The 19,345-nt window shown below is 32.7% G+C and carries 18 protein-coding genes; 11 read left to right on the plus strand and 7 right to left on the minus strand.

The window, feature by feature from the left end; translation table 11 throughout:
* Positions 1-314: 314 nt before the first annotated feature.
* The gene (locus LQ615_RS06070) at positions 315-2,570 is read right to left on the minus strand and encodes an ATP-binding cassette domain-containing protein (protein WP_239703919.1); all 2,256 of its coding nucleotides are present in this window, start codon (positions 2,568-2,570) and stop codon (positions 315-317) included.
* Between the two features lie 123 nt (positions 2,571-2,693).
* Between LQ615_RS06070 and LQ615_RS06075 the strand changes: the two genes are divergently transcribed.
* Both LQ615_RS06075 and LQ615_RS06080 read left to right on the plus strand, forming a co-directional pair.
* The gene (locus LQ615_RS06075) at positions 2,694-3,314 is read left to right on the plus strand and encodes a cyclase family protein (protein ID WP_218729585.1); all 621 of its coding nucleotides are present in this window, start codon (positions 2,694-2,696) and stop codon (positions 3,312-3,314) included.
* Positions 3,315-3,316: 2 nt separating this feature from the next.
* A complete protein-coding gene (locus LQ615_RS06080; RefSeq protein WP_064204640.1) occupies positions 3,317-4,159 on the plus strand; it encodes a tryptophan 2,3-dioxygenase in 843 nt (280 codons plus the stop codon).
* Positions 4,160-4,253: 94 nt separating this feature from the next.
* On the opposite strand, the gene LQ615_RS06085 is transcribed toward LQ615_RS06080, so the two are convergent.
* Positions 4,254-5,042, minus strand: a complete 789-nt coding sequence (locus LQ615_RS06085) for a putative hydro-lyase (RefSeq protein WP_218729584.1) — start codon at positions 5,040-5,042, stop codon at positions 4,254-4,256.
* A 139-nt stretch (positions 5,043-5,181) separates the two neighbouring features.
* On the opposite strand from LQ615_RS06085, the gene LQ615_RS06090 reads away from it, so the two are divergent.
* From LQ615_RS06090 to lrgB, 4 genes are all read left to right on the plus strand, one after another.
* On the plus strand, positions 5,182-6,936 hold the full coding sequence (locus tag LQ615_RS06090) for a sensor histidine kinase (protein ID WP_218729583.1): 1,755 nt from the start codon (positions 5,182-5,184) through the stop codon (positions 6,934-6,936).
* A complete protein-coding gene (locus tag LQ615_RS06095; protein WP_218729582.1) occupies positions 6,936-7,658 on the plus strand; it encodes a response regulator transcription factor LytR in 723 nt (240 codons plus the stop codon). Before LQ615_RS06090 ends, LQ615_RS06095 begins: the two co-directional genes overlap by 1 nt.
* A 119-nt stretch (positions 7,659-7,777) precedes the next feature.
* Positions 7,778-8,194, plus strand: coding sequence for an antiholin-like murein hydrolase modulator LrgA (gene lrgA / locus LQ615_RS06100; RefSeq protein ID WP_017001192.1), 417 nt, complete (start codon positions 7,778-7,780; stop codon positions 8,192-8,194).
* Positions 8,191-8,892: an antiholin-like protein LrgB gene (gene lrgB / locus LQ615_RS06105; protein ID WP_017001191.1), complete on the plus strand. Its 702-nt coding sequence runs from the start codon at positions 8,191-8,193 to the stop codon at positions 8,890-8,892. Before lrgA ends, lrgB begins: the two co-directional genes overlap by 4 nt.
* Positions 8,893-9,263: 371 nt before the next feature.
* Here the strand turns inward: lrgB and LQ615_RS06110 are convergent, their stop codons facing one another.
* From LQ615_RS06110 to LQ615_RS06120, 3 genes are all read right to left on the minus strand, one after another.
* Positions 9,264-9,644: a GtrA family protein gene (locus LQ615_RS06110; RefSeq protein ID WP_016999547.1), complete on the minus strand. Its 381-nt coding sequence runs from the start codon at positions 9,642-9,644 to the stop codon at positions 9,264-9,266.
* Positions 9,645-9,675: 31 nt separating this feature from the next.
* Positions 9,676-10,959 (minus strand): kynureninase, encoded by a 1,284-nt coding sequence (kynU, locus tag LQ615_RS06115; RefSeq protein ID WP_218729581.1) that lies wholly within the window; start codon positions 10,957-10,959, stop codon positions 9,676-9,678.
* Positions 10,960-11,104: 145 nt separating this feature from the next.
* A complete protein-coding gene (locus LQ615_RS06120; protein ID WP_064211608.1) occupies positions 11,105-11,740 on the minus strand; it encodes an FMN-dependent NADH-azoreductase in 636 nt (211 codons plus the stop codon).
* Positions 11,741-12,011: 271 nt separating this feature from the next.
* Between LQ615_RS06120 and LQ615_RS06125 the strand changes: the two genes are divergently transcribed.
* A complete protein-coding gene (locus LQ615_RS06125; protein WP_064211609.1) occupies positions 12,012-12,599 on the plus strand; it encodes a histidine phosphatase family protein in 588 nt (195 codons plus the stop codon).
* 66 nt (positions 12,600-12,665) lie between these two features.
* Here LQ615_RS06125 and LQ615_RS06130 read toward each other — a convergent pair whose 3' ends face one another.
* Positions 12,666-13,367 carry a GntR family transcriptional regulator gene (locus tag LQ615_RS06130; RefSeq protein WP_064204645.1) on the minus strand — a complete coding sequence of 234 codons (702 nt, stop codon included), beginning with the start codon at positions 13,365-13,367 and terminating at the stop codon, positions 12,666-12,668.
* A 153-nt stretch (positions 13,368-13,520) separates the two neighbouring features.
* Between LQ615_RS06130 and LQ615_RS06135 the strand changes: the two genes are divergently transcribed.
* Complete coding sequence (locus LQ615_RS06135) at positions 13,521-15,404, plus strand: beta-glucoside-specific PTS transporter subunit IIABC (RefSeq protein ID WP_239703918.1); 1,884 nt, start codon at positions 13,521-13,523, stop codon at positions 15,402-15,404.
* Positions 15,405-15,418: 14 nt separating this feature from the next.
* Positions 15,419-16,858, plus strand: a complete 1,440-nt coding sequence (locus LQ615_RS06140; RefSeq protein ID WP_239703917.1) for a 6-phospho-beta-glucosidase — start codon at positions 15,419-15,421, stop codon at positions 16,856-16,858.
* Positions 16,859-17,186: 328 nt separating this feature from the next.
* Here the strand turns inward: LQ615_RS06140 and pcp are convergent, their stop codons facing one another.
* Positions 17,187-17,828 carry a pyroglutamyl-peptidase I gene (gene pcp, locus LQ615_RS06145; protein WP_218729578.1) on the minus strand — a complete coding sequence of 214 codons (642 nt, stop codon included), beginning with the start codon at positions 17,826-17,828 and terminating at the stop codon, positions 17,187-17,189.
* Between the two features lie 183 nt (positions 17,829-18,011).
* Between pcp and LQ615_RS06150 the strand changes: the two genes are divergently transcribed.
* Complete coding sequence (locus tag LQ615_RS06150; RefSeq protein WP_016999539.1) at positions 18,012-18,407, plus strand: acyl-CoA thioesterase; 396 nt, start codon at positions 18,012-18,014, stop codon at positions 18,405-18,407.
* A gap of 11 nt (positions 18,408-18,418) precedes the next feature.
* Entirely contained in the window at positions 18,419-19,228 is an 810-nt protein-coding gene (locus LQ615_RS06155; RefSeq protein ID WP_239703916.1) for a glutamate racemase, read from the plus strand.
* The last annotated feature ends 117 nt before the right edge of the window (positions 19,229-19,345 follow it).

A 19,345-nucleotide genomic window follows, 5' to 3' on the forward strand; every position in this document is an offset into this window, starting at 1 on the left:
AGCCATTTAGTTGGATTAACTAAGCCAATAATCCAATAAGAGCCATTTTATTGGATTAACTAAGCCAAAAATCCAATAAGAGCCAATTTAGTTGGATTAACTAAGCCGAAAATCCAATAAGAGCCATTTAGTTGGATTAACTAAGCCAAAAATCCAATAAGAGCCAATTTAGTTGGATTAACTAAGCCGAAAATCCAATAAAAGCCATTTATTTGGATTAACTAAGACAATAATCCAAATAGAGTACCTTTTTCTTCGCGCTCAAAACAACAAAAGCTGAGACATCAATAAATGTCTCAGCTTTTTAACCTTCTTTAATCTATATATCGTTTTAAATGTTTTGCTGTAAATGAATTGTCTATATCTAATATACCTTGTGGTGGTCCACTATATAATATATGTCCTCCGTTCATGCCGGCTCCTGGTCCTACATCGATAATCCAGTCCGCATGGGTCATCATAGTTAAGTTATGTTCTATGATGATAACTGTATTACCTTGTTCTATCAATTGTTCGAAGCATGACAACAGTGTTGGTATATCGTCTTCATGCAATCCTGTTGTTGGTTCATCGAATACGAATATTTCATCAGTTGCTGATTGATCAAGGTATCTACTTAACTTAACTCTTTGTATTTCACCACCTGATAGTGTATCGAGTGATTGTCCTAAAGTCATATAATGTAGTCCTGTTGCCTGTAAATGGTTTAAGCGACTATAAATCTTGTGATTATGACTGAACATATCAATACCTTCTTCAACTGTTAAAGCTAATACATCGGCTATTGAATATCCATTTACTTTTGCTGCTAACACTTCAGGTCTATATCGTGTACCTTTACATACTTCGCAAATTTGTGAAAAGTCAGGCATAAAAGCTAGTTCTGTCTTGATGACGCCTTTACCATTACATTCGGGACATGCACCTTCTGAATTATAGCTAAACATGCTCTTTTTCAATCCAGTTTCATTACTATAAAACTCACGGACTTCATCAAATAAATCCATGTAAGTTAATAAATTAGAACGGTTTGATGCATGAACAGGTTTTTGATCTATAAAAGTTGTATCGCTACGATTATAAAGTCCAGCTTTTAGCAAAGAACTTTTACCTGAACCTGCAACACCTGTTAATACAGATAAAATGTTTTTAGGAATATCTATAGATACATTTTTTAAGTTATTGTTATTAATGTTTTTTAGATGGAGAAAGTTTTCTGGTTGTCGAATGTTCTTTTTAATATGATGAGATCGGTTCAGAGCTTTACCTGTTGCAGTATGTGTATCAAGCAGTTCTTGATATGTACCGGTGAATGTAATTTCGCCACCGTGCTTTCCAGCTTCTGGACCGATATCAATTACATGATCAGCGATACGAATGACATCTGGATCATGCTCGACTACTAATACAGTATTGCCTTTATCTCTAATTGATTTCATAATGTCGTTAATTTTTTCAATATCTTCAGGGTGAAGTCCTACACTTGGTTCGTCGATAATATATACTAAATCAGTTAAAGGACTGTTTAGATGACGGATTAATTTAATTCTTTGTGACTCTCCTCCTGAAAGAGAAGGTGTTTGACGGTCTAGTGTTAAATAATTAAGTCCAACGTATGACAAAGCTTGTAACTGTTCACGCAATGGTTTAATGATGTAGTTAGCTTTTTTATCTTGAATATTTTCAAGGAATGTAATAGCTTCATCTATCGGTAATGCTGTGAAGTCTGTAATGCCTAAGTTGTTAATTTTACAGCTTAACACTTTTTTATTAAGACGTTTACCATCACAAGTAGGGCATTTATGTGTTGTAACAACCCTGTTCACATCTTCTAAAAAGCGTTTTTTCTCAAAATTATCATTTAATAAAAATGAACGTCTAAAACGGTGTATTAAACCTTCGAATTTGGCAGTTTTTGGCCAATTATCAGGTGGATTTTTTAATTTTTTAGGTTTTGTATATAAAAATGTATCCATTTCTTCTTTTGTATAATCTTTTAGCTTTTTATCGTTATCGAATAGACCACTGTATAAATAACGTTTACCTCTCCAGCTATCCGGACGAAATGATGGGAACTTAATAGCGTCTTCATTTAATGACTTGTCATAATCCAGTAGTTCATTTAAATCTATATCTTCAACATATCCTAGTCCTTGGCAAGTGGGACACATACCACTCGGGTTATTGAATGAAAATACACTTGAATAGCCAACAAATGGCTCACCAATTCTTGACCATAACAATCTAACAGAAGCATAAATATCTGATATAGTACCGACTGTTGAACGAGAATTACCGCCTAATCTTTTTTGATTAATGACCATTGCTACTGGCAAGTGTTCTATTTGATCAACATCAGGTTTTTCATATTGTGTTAATTGATTTTGTATATAACTTGAATATGTTTCATTTAATAGCCTTTCAGACTCAGCAGCTAATGTGCTAAAGACTAGAGAAGACTTACCTGAACCTGAACGACCAGTAAACACTGTTAATTTATGTTTAGGAATATCGACATTTATGTTTTTTAAATTATTTTGTTTTGCACCATGCACACGAATATAAGACATAAATTTCACCTCAATATAATTGTACCCTTTTATGTTTAAAACAAAAACTTCTGCTTAAATTGATGTACAATGAAGTTATATCATAAAATAATGTTAGCGATTACAAAGTAAAGGAGTATATGTATGTGGATTGATATTACGCAAAAACTATCAAACGAAATTGCACACTGGCCGGGGGATGAGCCTTTTAATTTTGAATTGTCTGCTACTAAATCAGAAACGGGCTCGGTAAATATAGGGAGTATTTCTACAAGTACTCATATTGGAACACATATGGATGCACCATTTCATTTTGATGATGAAGGTATAACGATAGATCAAATTGATGTAAATCGATTAATAGGCGAGGCAACATTGATAGAAGTTTTTGAAGAGAATTTAATTTCTCGGGAAATACTTGAACAGTTTGACATTAAAGGGACTATTATCATGATTAAAACAAAACATGAAGCGAAATCAAATATTTTTCCTGAAAATGTACCTGTACTAACGGAAGATGCAATTGCTTATTTATCAAGTATTGGTATTAAAGTGTTTGGTATAGATGTTCCTTCAGTAGATGATATAGATTCTAAAAAATTAGATAATCATCACGCTTTTAATAAATACGATATTATCAATATTGAAAATTTATTATTAGAAGAAGTATCAGCTGGCTATTATCATTTTATAGGTTTACCACTTAATTTAATGGGAGCAGATGGTTCGCCGATTAGAGCAGTTATTGAAAAGAAAGGGGAATAGGGATGAATAATTTTCAAGATGATTCAATCAAAGGGGAAAGTGTAAAGACAGATTTTACAGAAGATATGACTTATAGTGAATATTTAGGTTTAGATAAAGTTTTATCAGCACAACATACATTAACAGATAGTCATGACGAAAAATTGTTTATTATCGTTCATCAAGTTTCAGAATTATGGATGAATCTCATAATTCATGAAATTAATTCTGCATGTGATGACGTTAAAAATGATCAATTTAAACAAGCGTTTAAAAAGTTAGCACGAGTAGGAAATATACAAAAACAACTCATTCAAGTATGGGAAGTATTATCTACGATGACACCGAGTGATTATTTAACGTTTAGAGATGATTTAGGTAGTTCTTCAGGATTCCAATCTTACCAAAATAGAATGCTTGAATATAGCCTCGGGTATAAAACGACACATGCGCTTAAAATATATGAAAAAGATGCTAACATATATAATTTGTTAAAAACGCAGCTTGAAAAACCAAGTATATACGATGAAACGATTAAAGCTATAAACAGGGCTGGTTTTAAGATTGATGAATCAGTATTAAATAGGAAAGTGACAGACAATCATGTTTCTAATGAATCAGTGAAAGAAGCGTTTAAAGAAATATATTTAAATGCAGAAACATATTTTGAGTTATATGAATTACTAGAGAAATTAACGGATGTTGAGGATAGATATAGTCAATGGCGATTCCGTCATATGAAAACTGTGCAGAGAATTATAGGATTTAAAGTAGGAACTGGTGGCAGCTCTGGTGTAAATTATTTAAAACGTGTTATAGATCATAGCTTCTTTCCAGAACTTTGGGAACTTAGAACAGAATTGTAAAAACAATAACAATTGCCGGAGTGGTACTACCAATGTGGGGCATAAATAAAGGTCTCAGGCTGGTAGTTCCGCTCCCTTCTTATTTCAAAAAAATTTATGAATTGCTCATTTCGCTGTCTTTAATATCAGTTATAAACATATGTCCTGGGGCATGTGTAATCATAATTTCTGGTTTAGCTTGAAGTGCGACAGATTGAGGTGTAACGCCACATCCCCAAAATACAGGGACCTCATTATTTTTAATTGTTACAGGGTCACCAAAGTCTGGGGTGTTGATATCTTGTATCTCAATTTCACTAGGCTTTCCTATGTGAATAGGTGTGCCGTGAACATCTTTAAATTGCGTTGTGATTTCTGTTGCTTTAATCGCATCTGCCATTGTCATTGGTCGCATACTCACAGTTATATTACCTTTGAAAACACCGCTTGTTGACGCCGGAATATTTGTAATATACATGGGTACATTATGTTTTTCTACGATGTGTCTCATTGGAATGCCTGCTTCTATTAAAGCGTGTTCGAACGTAAAGCTACATCCTATTAAGAAACTCACCATATCTTCTGTATATAAGTTCCTAATATCTTGATATGTATCAACTAACACACCATCTTTATACATTCTATATAACCCTACATCAGTTCTAATATCAGCATCTTTACCGTATTTTTTAAATGAAGTTGAACCTTCTTCTGAAACATCTAATAACGGACATGTCTTAGGATTTCTAAAACAAAACTTCAAAAAGTCATAGGCGTACTTTGATGGTAAAATGACGACATTTGCTTGTACATAACCTTTAGCCATCCCGCTAGTAGGCATTTCTAATTCACCACGTCTTATTAAACCTCTTATTTCATTCGGTAAAGCATTTTGTAAATCCATCACTAAATCCCCCTTGAATCTTAAATGTCTTGTATATCATATTATAACATTTTCTCTTTATATGATTGAGATGAATGACATATGGTAAAATGTTTGAGGATGAGAAACTAAATTAAAAATAAAAATATAGGGTGCTATTATGTTAAATTTATTTGTATTATTACTAGAAAGAGTAGGGCTCATTATACTTGTCGCTTACATCTTAATGAATACATCATATTTTAAAAATATGATGGGAGAGCGTGAACAATGGTACGTTAAATGGAGACTTATCATAGTATTTTCTTCATTTGCCTTGTTATCTAACTTTACAGGTGTAGCTATTAATAATGGTGAAGTGGTTTCAAGCATGATTTACCTTCATCTAGGACCAGAAGTTTCACTGGCGAATACACGTGTATTAACGATAGGTGTGGCAGGTATGATCGGCGGACCATTCGTCGGTTTATTTGTAGGTGTATTATCAGGTATATTTAGAGTTTACATTGGCGGAGCAGATGCATACACTTATTTAATTTCATCTATAGTTATTGGTTTAGTGGCTGGTTATTTCGGCCAAAGAGCGATGAAATCTAAAGGGTATTTATCTGTGAAACAAAGTGCTTTAATCGGTGCATCTACAGAAGTTATTCAAATGATATGTATTCTTGTGTTTTCCTCACAAAAAGCAGATGCACTAGAACTTGTTCAATTGATAGCATTACCTATGATTATTATTAATGGACTGGGAACAGCAATATTTATGTCCATTATTGTTTCAACTGTAAAACAAGAAGAGCAAATGAGAGCTATTCAAACGCAAGATGTATTGAAACTCGTCAATCAAACCTTGCCTTACTTTAAAGAGGGGTTAACAGAGTCTTCAGCAAACGAATCTGCTAAAGTGATTAAAGATTTAATGAAAGTTTCAGCTGTAGCTATTACAAATAAAACACATATTTTAGCGCATGTAGGGATTGCTAGTGATCACCACACTCCAGATAAAACAATCATTACAGATTTGTCTAAAGCCGTAATTGATACCGGTCAACAAAAAGAAGTATATTCTAGTAAAGAGATAGGGTGCCAACATCCTAACTGTCCACTGGAAGCGGCAATCGTAATACCTCTATATATACAAGGAGATATCGTAGGAACACTTAAACTTTATTTTACTGATTATCATGATTTAACATTCGTTGAGAAACGTTTAGCTGAAGGATTAGCGAAAATATTCTCGAGCCAATTAGAGCTTGGTGCTGTTGAAACACAAAGACAGTTACTTCAAGACGCTGAAATCAAGTCTTTACAAGCACAAGTGAATCCACATTTCTTCTTTAATGCTATGAATACAATTTCTGCATTAGTTAGAATTGATCATGAAAAAGCAAGACAACTATTATTACAAATGAGTCAGTTTTTCCGTTCTAATTTGCAAGGTACTAGAAATAACACAATTACAATTTCTAAAGAACTTGAGCAAGTTAGAGCGTATATTGCATTGGAACAAGCAAGGTATCCAGATCATTTTATTATTGAATGTGATATTCCTGAGCAATATGAATCAGCACTTATACCACCATTCGTAATTCAAATTCTTGTAGAGAATGCAATTAAGCATGCTTTTACAAATAGAAAAGATGACAATCGAATATGGGTAGAAGTCACGAGTGAACAACATAAAATTAAATTATCAGTGAAAGATAATGGTCAAGGCATTCCTGAAGAAAAGTTGGGGACAATCGGTAAAGTAATTGTAGAATCACAGTCGGGAACAGGTAGTGCACTTGAAAATTTAAATAGAAGGCTAATCGGTTTATTTGGTCCAACAGCAGAACTTAGCATTCATACTAGTCATTTAGGCACCGAAGTCCAAACTGAAATACCGTATAAACATATAGAGGAGGATATGTAATGCAAGCATTAATTGTAGATGATGAACCATTAGCACGTAATGAATTAAAATATTTACTTAATCAAATTGGGTCATTTAGTGATATTAAAGAAGCAGAAAATGTTGAAGAAACATTAGAGCATTTATTATCAAATGATTTTGATGTGATATTTTTAGATATTAATTTAATGGAAGAAAGCGGACTAGATTTAGCTAAAAAAATTAATAAAATGAAACATGTTCCACATATTATATTTGCAACAGCCCATGATACTTTTGCTGTACAGGCATTTGAATTAGAAGCTACTGATTATATATTAAAGCCTTTTGAAAAAGCACGTATTGAACAAGCTGTAAATAAATTAACTAGTAGTGAACAACAATCAGTAGTTGAACAATCCAATCATGACGGAACTGAAGTGTTACCTATTGAAATTAATGATCGTATTTACATTTTAAATATAGAAGATATTATAGCGATATCCGTCAATCAAGGTGTTACAACAATTAACACGACAGAAACAAAATATGAAACAAACGAACCACTCAGTTATTATGAAAAGAAACTGAGCCATGCCAAATTTATCCGTATCCACCGTGCTAGTATTATCAATAAAAAGCATATTCAGTCAGTAGAACATTGGTTTAATTCCACATACCAAGTGACGTTAACAGATGGTATAAAATTACAAGTAAGCCGATCATATATGAAGTTGTTTAAAGCGGAAATTGGATTGGTGTAATTTGGACATCAACTTATTGTAACTCACATATTAAATATTGCATCTCGGAATGAAAACGCTTTATTTAATGGTTTTCATATTAAGATAACCTTAAGAGATAAATACAGGAGGTTGTCGTTATGAAACAAGTTAATAACTTCTTTCAACAAGTATTAACGATATCAATCATATTATTGATATCACATATTATAGAAAGCTTTATGCCTATACCAATGCCAGCATCAGTAATCGGGTTAGTATTGATGTTTGTTGCACTTACTACGGGAATTGTGAAATTAGAACAAGTAGAAGCGGTTGGTACAGCGTTAACGAATAATATAGGGTTTTTATTCGTACCAGCAGGTATTTCCGTTATTAATTCACTGGGTGTTTTAAGTTCAAGTCCAATTTTAATTATTTTATTAATAATCATTTCCACGATTTTATTACTTGTTTGTACAGGAATATTTTCACAACTTATTATGAAACCAAGTGAAAAAACTGCTAAACAAACTAAAAATATTAAACGTAAAAGAGTGGCAGGTGATTACGCATGATGGAACATTTAGGCGTAAATACACCATATTTCGGAATAGGTTTATCAGTTGTCGTATTTTTATTAGGAACACTATTATTTAAAAAAACAAATGGATTTTTCCTATTCGCACCTTTATTCTTCAGTATGGTAGTAGGCATTCTATTTTTAAAAGTTACAGGCATACCATACGAAAATTATAAAATCGGGGGAGATATTATTAACTTCTTCCTTGAACCTGCAACAATTTGTTTTGCGATTCCTTTATATAAAAAGCGTGAAGTATTAAAGAAACATTGGCATCATATTATGGGAGGTATAGCAGTAGGTACAGTCTCAGCATTAGTTATCATCTATATTGTTGCGAAAGCTTTCCAATTCGGTGATGATATTATCGCTTCAATGTTACCACAAGCTGCAACAACAGCGATTGCTTTACCAGTATCTGAAGGTATTTCAGGCATTAAAGAATTAACATCACTTGCAGTTATTTTAAATGCAGTTATTATTATGGCATTAGGTAATAAATTGCTGAAACTATTCAACATAACAAATCCAATTGCACGTGGTTTAGCATTAGGAACAAGTGGACATACATTAGGTGTTGCTGCTGCGAAAGAACTAGGAGAAGTAGAAGAATCAATGGCCAGTATTTCTCTCGTATTAGTTGGTGTAGTGGTCGTAGCAGTTGTACCAATATTTGTACTGCTGTTGCTATAAGTTAACAAGTTTGGATTATAAATCCTGACTCAAAATAAATGGGAGTGGGACAGAAATCTCATTTTAATAAATAGATTTCGTAGTCCCACCCCGGCAAGGATGACTAGGGTTGGAAAAAGCTTGATATAAGCGCATTTTCAATCCAGTCAGCTACTGCCATTATCATAAATGAGGCTGAGACATGTATTTATGTCCCAGCCTTATTTTTTATGAAAGTTAAAGATTTTATTCGTGCATGCATGCCTAAGGTATAGCTCGAGACTGTAGTCTCTCACGCATACTATTTCCTTGGGCGTCAGCACTTCACAAAATTGTTAGTGAATCCAATAAGTAGTACGATTCTTAGTTTATTTGCTCATACAAGAATTATTTTATGTTCTTTCTACTAGTATCCATTTTGAAATGATAAAAGTTACAGGAACAGTTATGACGAGACCTATGAATGGTGCGAATATTTCACTTACATGTAGCCATTGTACAAAAATGTATAACAATAAAGTTTGTAATCCCATATTTACTATTTGAGTTAAAGGGAATTGTAAAAATTTCTTAACTGTTGGCTCAACATGATATACGAAATAACAATTTAAATAAAATGAAATTATAAAGCTTAATATAAATGCTGTAATATGACTCAATAAATAATTGAATTGTAGTATTTTTAATAACAATAAATAAATCCAATAATAGTTAACTGTATTAATGCCGCCAACTATGATAAATCGGACGATCTCGCCGTATTTTTTGTACATAAACAGTTGCTCCTTATATTAATAGAAATTGTTATACGACTAACCCGCGCTTATTACTATATTGTTCATATAATTGCTTCTGTGCTATTTCTTCTAGAATATCAACGACTGTTAATACTTCTTCATAACTTGTATATAGTGCAGTAGGCGCTAGGCGAATGACGTTAGGTTCTCTAAAATCAGGAATCACGCCTTTGTCTTTTAAAGCTAAACTAATACGATAAGCTTCATCATGTACAAGGCATACATGACCGCCACGTAAATAATCTTCTCTTAAATTTCCAACTGCATATCCATATTGAGTTAACTTCTCATCTATTAAATACATAAGATATGAAGTGATATGTAGCGATTTAGTTCGAATATCATGCATGCCAACTTCATTGAATATTTTCAAAACACCCTCAATAGGTGCCATGGAGAATAAGTTTGGTGTACCTATTTGCCAACCTGAAGCATCTTGTTGATGTTCAAATTCATGTTTAAGCTGGAATTGAGTTTCATCTTTATTTCCAAACCAACCTGCAAGACCAGGTATTTTTGAGAAATGCTTTTTATTAATATATAAAGCTGCTGTTGAGCCTGGACCAGCTGATAAGTATTTGTATGTACACCAAACACCAAAGTCGGCATCTACTCGTGTTAAATCCATATCAATTGCACCAATTGCATGACATAAATCCCATCCGATAATAATATTACGTTCTTTTGCTGCCATCGTGATTTTTTCCATGTCTAAAACTTGAGCACTACGATAAAGTACAGTAGGTAATAAAATGAGAGCAACATCGTCAGTCATAGCGTCGATTAAAGCATTTTCATCGATATAAGAACCATCACTGCTTTCCACAACTTTAACTGCGTCTTCAGGATTAAGTCCTTTTAACTTCACTTGGCTATCAACTGCATAACGGTCAGTAGGGAAATTTAAGTCATCTACTAATATTTTATATTTATCTTTAGTTGGTTTATAAAAAGTGCTAATCGCTTGGTGAATATTAGAAGTTGTACTACCAACAATAACAACTTCATTAGCGTCGACACCGATTAAAGGCGCCATATAAGAAGCGATATGTTTAGAATAATGATAGTATTTGCTATCATCTGTATTCCAAATTTTGATACCTTCCTTTTTCCATACTTCTAGAACATTGAGCAAGGCTTCTTCCGCATCTTTAGAAGCTAAACCTAATGAGTTTCCATCCATATAAATTTCGTTAGGTTGTATGTAAAAACGATCACGTAAGTAATGCAACACATCTGCAGTGTCTAATGCTTTAGCAAATTCCTTAGTTGTATTAAATGATGTATCCATTTCATTCATCCCCTTATATATGATTCATGATACTTTACATCAATTGTATACTTTCATTATAAAACGTACAAAGATAATGACAATATAAATAAAATCTCCCAATCTGAAAGTTAGAAGACTGACGGAGAGAGAGATTTTATTTATATTAGAATGTTTCACCTAAAGCTTTAGCACGTTTGATACCATCAGCTTTAATTTCTTCAGCTTTGTTAGGTTCAGCATTATGTCCTTCAACGATTAGGCTATCAACGTCAGTAATACCATAGAAGCCCATCATTTGTTTGATATAACGATCACCCATTTCTAACTCTGCTGCAGGACCTTCTGAATAATATCCTCCACGTGCTTGGATATGTAATGCTTTTTTATCTGGTAATAAACCAACAGGACCTTCAGCAGTATATTTAAATGTTTTACCTGCTACTGAAACAGAATCTAAATATGCTTTCATTACTGGAGGGAATGAGAAGTTCCAGAAAGGTGTTACGAATACATATTTATCTGCATTCACGAACTGGTTACTTAATTCTTCTAGACGTTTAACTTTCCCTTGTTCGCCTTCTGATAAAGCTTCAAATTCTTGACCCGATTGTAGTTTCCCCCAACCAGCAAATACATCCGCATCAATTTGAGGAATATATTCATTATATAAATCAATGTGAACAACTTCATCATTTGGATTTGATACTTTGTAACTTTCAATAAAAGCTTTAGCTGTAGCCATTGAGAATGACACTGTGTCATCGTGTGGATGAGCTGTTATAAATAATACTTGTGACATATAAAATCTTTCCTTCCCGTAATAAAAATTAAACTAACTATAAATAGTATACTCGAAAAGATTTTTTTAGCAATAGAATTAATTTATGAAAAACAGTGATATTACACTTATTTAAATATTATTTCATGAAAGTTGATTTTAATTACTTATTTATAGGGGTTAATATGATTCGTCCGATATTATATTAATAAAATTATGTAAAACTTTTGACTTTAGTTATAATTTAATTAACATATGGTATAAATAACACAAAACAAAGGGATGGTAGTAAATGAGAAAAAAATTATACATAATGCGACATGGACAAACGCTTTTTAACGAAAAACATAAAATTCAAGGTGCTAGTGATTCGCCATTAACTGAATTAGGAATAGAACAAGCCACGATGGCGAAAGAGTATTTTGATAAAGAGAACATTCAATTTCAATCGTTATATTCATCTACTCAAGAAAGAGCTTCAGATACACTAGAAATTATTTGTCCAAATAGACCATACACGAGATTGAAAGGTCTTAAAGAATGGAACTTCGGCTTATTCGAAGCGGAAAATGAAATGTTAAACCCACCACATAAAGAAGGAGAAACATCATATGGAGACTTTTTCGTAGCATACGGTGGAGAATCAAGTGTAGATGTACAAAAAAGAATGAGCAAAACATTATTAAACGTTATGAACACTGATGACGCAGAAACAATCCTAGCAGTAAGTCATGGTGGTGCGATGTTTATGTTCATACAAGACTGGTTGCCAATAAAATCAGTACAAAGAATAAAGTTTAGTAATTGTTGCATATTAGAGTTTGAATATGAAGACGGACAATTCAAATTTCTAGATGTCATTAATCCAACAGAAAAATAATTCAAGATCAGAGAAAAGGCTGAGACATTTATTTATGTCACAGCCTTTTTTCATGCAAATATACTTTTATTTTATTGATGGTATATAGAATCTTGAGTTTTCGTAGTGGAATGTGATGTCAGAATAGTCGAATGGTACACCTGTGCTTGTGTAGAATATTTGAGTGTATTCTAATGATGGTTCTCCTTCGCTTAATTCTAATTTTTCTGCTTGGTCTTTAGAGAGTTTGTCTACTTTAAAATAAATATCTGTAAATCCTACTTTTACTTTAAGATTATTTTCGATGTAATGAAAAATAGACCCAGTTGCAATTTCCTCATTCATATATAGCACTACATTTTTATTGAAATATGAAGTTTCTATACAGAATACTTTTCCATCCACGTATCTTATACGTTCTACGTAATATACCGTTTCATTTTCGGGTATTTTTAGCTGATTTTGTATATAAGATTCTGGCTTTACTTCAGTGACTTTTAAGATTTTACTTGTAACATCATGTTCTTTTAAATCATCAGAAAAGCCGTCAGCTGTAAACAGGTTTAAATACCCGTCTCTCTTTGGATTTCTTACATAAATGCCGCTTCCTCTAGCTTGATAAATCATGCCTTCTTTTTCTAGATTTTTCAGTGCATTAATGATTGTACTTTTACTTACATCATATTCTGTTTTTAATATTTCGACGCTCGGTAATTTATCCCCAGCTTCGTAATGTCCATCTTCAATAAGCGATGAGATGCGAGAAGCAATCTGTTCGTATTTAAGCATATTAATCCCCACTTTTATTATATTACCTATAATTATAGCATTTGTATAAGTAAATACACCAACTAAATTTGTATGGTACTTTACAAATTGTACCGGTATAATTATAATGTAAGTGTATACAGAGTTGATTAAAAAATAATCGAGGTGTCAATCATGGCTAATAAAAATGAAAAAATCGCTCAAGAAATCTTAGATGCTATAGGTGGCGAAGGTAATATTGTAAAGAGCACGCACTGTGCCACACGCTTAAGAATAGTATTACAACGTTCTGATCCGTCGGCTAAAGAAAAAGTTAAAAAAATAGACGGTGTGGTTACTGTTGTTGAAAATAATGGACAGTTTCAAATTGTAATCGGGAATAACGTTGGAGAAGTTTATAAATATTTTGAAGCTTTAACTGGGAAATCAAGTAACGAAGAAAAAGATACAGAAAATAAGGGTAGTGTTTTAAACAGAGTTATTGCAACGATGTCTGCGGTGTTTGCACCGTTTATTTATATACTCGCAGCAGCAGGTATTCTTCAAGGTTTACTTATTTTAATTAATTTAATTATTCCAGCATTTGAAAAGACTGGAACGTACGAAGTATTTAACTTTATCTCATGGGCACCATTTACGTTCTTGCCTATATTTATTGCCATTACGGCGTCTAAACATTTTAACGTAAATACATATATTGCTGTTGCTTGTTCAGCAGCATTAGTTACACCAGAATTAACAGGTATTATTGATAGAATTGGTGACGGAGAAACAGTTAGATTTTTCGGAATGCCTTTGACTGAAACATCATATACGTCATCAGTATTACCACCATTACTATTAGTTTGGATTTTATCTTATTTAGAAAAATACTTAAATAAAGTGATAAATGATGTTATAAAACCATTATTTGTACCATTTTTAGCTATTATCATCATGGTACCTTTAACATTATTAGTAATTGGACCGATTTCAACAGTTGTCGCACATGGGATCGCAAACGGTTATAACTCACTTGTTGAAGTGGCTCCTTGGTTAGCTGGAGCTATTATCGGTGGTGTATGGCAAGTCTTTGTAATTTTCGGTGTGCATTGGGGTATTACACCGGTTGTTCTTGCTAACTTTGAACAATACGGTAGTGATTCATTCCAAGCGTATCAAACTATAGCTGTAATTGCTCAAGTAGGTGCTGTAGTTGGTGTCCTTATTAAAGCGAAGAGCCAAGAAATTAAACGAATATCCTCTTCAGCTGGTATTACAGGTATATTCGGTATTACAGAACCATCTATTTACGGTGTGAACTTAAGATTTAAGAAACCATTTATTATCGCTTGTATTAGTGGTGCAGTAGGTGCATTTGTAGCTAGTTTCTTTAATCCTAAATATTATGCTTATGCAGGGTTACCAGGACCGATAACTATTGTGAATGGTTACAACGCGGATAATGCTGGTTCCATTTGGGGTATCTTAATTGGTTCAGCTATAGCAGTTATATTACCAATTATCTTGATACAAGTATTTGGATATGGAGAAGATACAACTGAGCAAGTTGAAGATGCTGATGTTAATAATTCAAATAAAGTAGCTAATAATGAAGAATTAGAGGTTTCACTGTCTGCGCCAGTTTCAGGAAAGCTTGTTAAATTAGAAGATGTGCCAGATCCAGTATTTTCAGGTGGCATGATGGGATATGGTGTCGCAATAGAACCATCACATTCTACAATTAATAGTCCTGTAGAAGGTAAAGTCACTATGATTGCACCTACAAAACATGCGATTGGTATTGATACTTTAGACGGTGCAGAGATATTAATTCATATCGGTTTAGAAACAGTTGAATTGAAAGGTGAAGGCTTTGAAGTACAAGTCTCAGAAGGAGATTCAATAAAAATAGGAACACCACTAGTAAAATTTGATAAAGAAGCGATATTAGAGAAAGGCTATAACACAATTACACCTGTGATTGTAACGAATAGTGCAGAATTTAGTGAAATTATGCCTGCCGATGCTACAAATGTAGAAGAAGGGCAAACAATTTTAAATATTATTAAAAAATAAAGGAGAAATTCATTATGGCTAAATTAGATAAAAACTTTTTATGGGGCGGCGCGTTAGCTGCAAACCAATTTGAAGGTGGGTATGATCAAGGTGGTAAAGGTTTAAGTGTACATGATGTCATGACAGCGGGTGAACACGGTAAAGCAAGAGAAATTACTGAAACAATTGAAGATGATAAATTTTATCCAAACCATGATGGTATAGATTTTTACAATAGATATAAAGAAGATATCGCTTTATTCGGTGAAATGGGATTAAAATGTTTACGTACATCAATAGCATGGACGAGAATTTTTCCAAATGGTGATGAAACAGAACCAAATGAAGAAGGCTTACAGTTCTATGATAATATCATCGATGAGTTGTTAAAATACAATATTGAACCAATATTAACATTATCACACTTTGAAATGCCTTTACATTTAGCACGTGAATACGGAGGTTTCAGAAACCGTAAAGTTGTAGATTACTTTGTCCGTTTTGCTGAAACAGTGTTTAACCGTTACAAAGATAAAGTGAAATATTGGATGACATTCAACGAGATTAATAACCAAATGGATACTAGTAATCCAATATTCTTATGGACGAACTCTGGTGTAACATTAGCAGAAGATGAAGATCCAGAAGAAGTATTATACCAAGTTGCACATAATGAATTAATAGCAAGTGCTTTAGCAGTATCAAAAGGTAAAGAAATCAACCCAGACTTTATAATTGGTAACATGATTTCACACGTTCCAATTTATCCATATTCATGTAACCCGAATGATATTATGGAAGCTGAAATCGCAAATCGTTTAAGATTCTTCTTCCCAGATGTGCAAGTAAGAGGTTATTACCCAGGTTATGCTTTGAAAATGTTCGAGAAAAATGGTTACGACATTAAGTGGCAAGAAGGCGACGACGAAATCTTGAAAAATGGTACTGTAGAATACATCGCATTTAGTTACTATATGTCTACAGTTGTAAAACACGATGAAGTAACAAGTGTTGAAGATAATGTGGTTAATGGCGGACTACCAAATTCAGTGAAAAACCCATATATTAAAGAAAGTCAATGGGGTTGGGCTATCGACCCAGTTGGTTTAAGATACACATTAAACGTGTTATATAATCGCTATCAATTACCATTATTTATTGTTGAAAATGGCTTTGGAACAACTGATGAATTTAAAGAAGATGGAACGATTGATGATCAAGAACGTATCGACTACTTAAGAGAGCATATCAAAGCTTCTATACAAGCAGTAGATGAAGATGGCGTAGACTTAATGGGTTATACACCTTGGGGTATTATCGATATCGTATCATTCACAACTGGAGAAATGAAAAAACGTTACGGTCTAATTCATGTTGATCGTGATAACGAAGGTAACGGTACATTAAAACGTACTAAGAAAAATTCATTCTACTGGTTTAATAATGTGATTAAGACAAACGGTGAAGAACTATAATTAAAACGTGTAAATTAAATATGAAGTTAAAGAAGAGCTAAGGGTATCTCCTAGCTCTTCTTTGGTATGGAACATTAAAAAGCGAGTGTTAATTCTGTTATTGGATTAATTAAGCCAAAAATCCAATAAGATCCGTTTTGTTGGATTAATTAAGTCGAAAATCCAATAAGATCCGTTTTGTTGGATTAATTAGGACGAAAATCCAATAAGCACCCTTTTTGTTGGATTAACTAAGTCGAAAATCCAATAAGCACCCTTTTTGTTGGATTAATTAAGTCGAAAATCCAATAAGGGCCCTTTTGTTGGATTAAGCAGGGCATAAATCCAATTAATGTGTTTCACCTAATGCTATTTTGATATCTTCGTCATTTTCATTAATAGCACTGATAGCGGCTTCTAATCCTTTCGCAATATTTTCGATGGACATTGATGGTTGTTCTGGTTTGTTGACGACTTGTTCTGGTGTGTATGGTACATGGATAAATCCGAATTTTAAATCATTGTAGTATTTATCTGCTATATAGCCTAATTGGTACAAAATATGGTTACATACAAATGTACCTGCTGTATTAGACAACCTTGAAGGAATACCACTATTTTTAATAGCGATGGTCATTCGTTTTACGGGTAGTGTTGAAAAGTAAGCAGTTTGTTCGTCTGTTTGTATAGGTTCATCGATAGGTTGATTGCCTTCGTTATCTGGAATTCTAGCATCGTCTAAATTGATACCAACTCGTTCTGGTGTTAATTCAAATCTTCCGCCTGCTTGTCCAACTGCTAATACAGCATCAAAATGATCTTGTTTTAATTGCTCTAATATTATTGATTTTGATTTATGGAATACTGTTGGTATTTCTAGTTTTATAATTTCATTGCCATTAATTTTTGTAGGTAATAAATTGACGGCTTCTAATGCTGGATTAATATTTTCGCCACCAAATGGATCAAATGCTGTGATTAAAATTTTCATGATTATTCGCCTCTTTATAAATCGATATTTTATTTCATTATAGATGTACTCAAGTTAATTTCAAAATGACATTCATTTTAATATGCTCAAAAGGTTGAATTATTAAACAGTATTAATTCATAATTAAGCTATAGAAGTTAAATGTTATTTTAGAATAATGTTTTAAATAAAGGAGTACTTAATATGACAGAAAGAAAATTAGTCGCTGAAAAATCAATCGATGTAAACGTCTATGATATCGACGCTATGGGTATTGTGAGCAATATAGTATATATAAAATGGTTTGAAGATTTACGTAATGCATTTATTGATCAATATATGACGATTTCAGAGATGATGAAATCTGATATCTCGCCTATACTTATGCATACAGAAGCGGATTACAAAGCGCCGTTAACGATTCATGATAAACCAGTAGGTCGTTGTTGGTTAGTAAAAGTTAGCAAAATGAAATGGGAATTAGAATTTGAAATTGCTACTTCTGAACAAGTGCATTGTACTGGTTATCAAAAAGGTGGTTTCTATAATGTTGTTACCGAGAAAGTTGTGAAATCGCCAGAAATCTTTTTAAATATCTAAGTGAGGTCTAAATGATGAAATCGAGTATAAATGATTTAAACAAACTGATTGCTGTTTTTGATGCTGGTATTGGAAGTTACTCAATAGTAACATTACTAAAAAAAGAATTTCCTGAACAAGATATTATATATTTAGCAGACCGTAATCAATTTCCATACGGATATAAATCAAAAGATGATTTAAAAAAGGTAATAAGAAGTACATTGACGTACTTAGAAAATTGGAGTCCCAGTTTAATCGTTGTTGCTTCTAATGCACCTTCTATTACAGTTCTAGATGATGTTAAAGATGAATACGAAACTGAAATTTTAGGTGTTTATCCACCTATAAAAGAAGCGATAGAAAAATCAACATCAAAGAATATTGGTGTTTTAGGTGTTCAATCACTAATAGAAAGTGATGAAATGCTTCATTATATTGAACAAGAAGCGGCAAGCGATGCGACAGTTCAAACATATAATGCATCAACTCTAGTTGAACTTGTAGAATCGGGTGCATTTTTATCAGATAAATATCGAACATTAATTACAGTTAAACGCTTTATGGATAATATAATTGAACAAGATGAAACAATAGATGTATTCACGTTGTCATCAACACATCTGTCATGGTTATATAGTTATTTAAAAGAACTGTATCCACATATTCAATTTATTGATTCAGCAAATGAAATTATAAATAAAGCTAATATATATACATCTAAAGGTACAGGAATGATTAAAGCACTTGTCACAACAAACGAAAAATATACACTACAAGAGTTTAAAAAGATGCTACAAAACTTCAATGTACAATTAAATTTAGAAGAAATTGAAATATAACAGGCTGGGAAAAATAACTTCCTAGTCTGTTTTTATTATATTGGTAGTAGCTAACCGGAAGGCATATATACTCCGATAGTATGAATTTAATGGAAAAGTGACAAAATTCAGACATTT

The organism is Mammaliicoccus sp. C-M13 (assembly GCF_022386845.1).
In the GTDB taxonomy this organism is placed as follows: domain Bacteria; phylum Bacillota; class Bacilli; order Staphylococcales; family Staphylococcaceae; genus Mammaliicoccus; species Mammaliicoccus lentus.

Bases quoted from the DNA above. Each gene is read 5' to 3' on its own strand.
- LQ615_RS06070 (WP_239703919.1), bottom strand. From the start codon at position 2,570: ATGTCTTATATTCGTGTGCATGGTGCAAAACAAAATAATTTAAAAAAC.
- LQ615_RS06075 (WP_218729585.1), top strand. From the start codon at position 2,694: ATGTGGATTGATATTACGCAAAAACTATCAAACGAAATTGCACACTGG.
- LQ615_RS06080 (WP_064204640.1), top strand. From the start codon at position 3,317: ATGAATAATTTTCAAGATGATTCAATCAAAGGGGAAAGTGTAAAGACA.
- LQ615_RS06085 (WP_218729584.1), bottom strand. From the start codon at position 5,042: ATGGATTTACAAAATGCTTTACCGAATGAAATAAGAGGTTTAATAAGA.
- LQ615_RS06090 (WP_218729583.1), top strand. From the start codon at position 5,182: ATGTTAAATTTATTTGTATTATTACTAGAAAGAGTAGGGCTCATTATA.
- LQ615_RS06095 (WP_218729582.1), top strand. From the start codon at position 6,936: ATGCAAGCATTAATTGTAGATGATGAACCATTAGCACGTAATGAATTA.
- lrgA (WP_017001192.1), top strand. From the start codon at position 7,778: ATGAAACAAGTTAATAACTTCTTTCAACAAGTATTAACGATATCAATC.
- lrgB (WP_017001191.1), top strand. From the start codon at position 8,191: ATGATGGAACATTTAGGCGTAAATACACCATATTTCGGAATAGGTTTA.
- LQ615_RS06110 (WP_016999547.1), bottom strand. From the start codon at position 9,644: ATGTACAAAAAATACGGCGAGATCGTCCGATTTATCATAGTTGGCGGC.
- kynU (WP_218729581.1), bottom strand. From the start codon at position 10,959: ATGGATACATCATTTAATACAACTAAGGAATTTGCTAAAGCATTAGAC.
- LQ615_RS06120 (WP_064211608.1), bottom strand. From the start codon at position 11,740: ATGTCACAAGTATTATTTATAACAGCTCATCCACACGATGACACAGTG.
- LQ615_RS06125 (WP_064211609.1), top strand. From the start codon at position 12,012: ATGAGAAAAAAATTATACATAATGCGACATGGACAAACGCTTTTTAAC.
- LQ615_RS06130 (WP_064204645.1), bottom strand. From the start codon at position 13,367: ATGCTTAAATACGAACAGATTGCTTCTCGCATCTCATCGCTTATTGAA.
- LQ615_RS06135 (WP_239703918.1), top strand. From the start codon at position 13,521: ATGGCTAATAAAAATGAAAAAATCGCTCAAGAAATCTTAGATGCTATA.
- LQ615_RS06140 (WP_239703917.1), top strand. From the start codon at position 15,419: ATGGCTAAATTAGATAAAAACTTTTTATGGGGCGGCGCGTTAGCTGCA.
- pcp (WP_218729578.1), bottom strand. From the start codon at position 17,828: ATGAAAATTTTAATCACAGCATTTGATCCATTTGGTGGCGAAAATATT.
- LQ615_RS06150 (WP_016999539.1), top strand. From the start codon at position 18,012: ATGACAGAAAGAAAATTAGTCGCTGAAAAATCAATCGATGTAAACGTC.
- LQ615_RS06155 (WP_239703916.1), top strand. From the start codon at position 18,419: ATGATGAAATCGAGTATAAATGATTTAAACAAACTGATTGCTGTTTTT.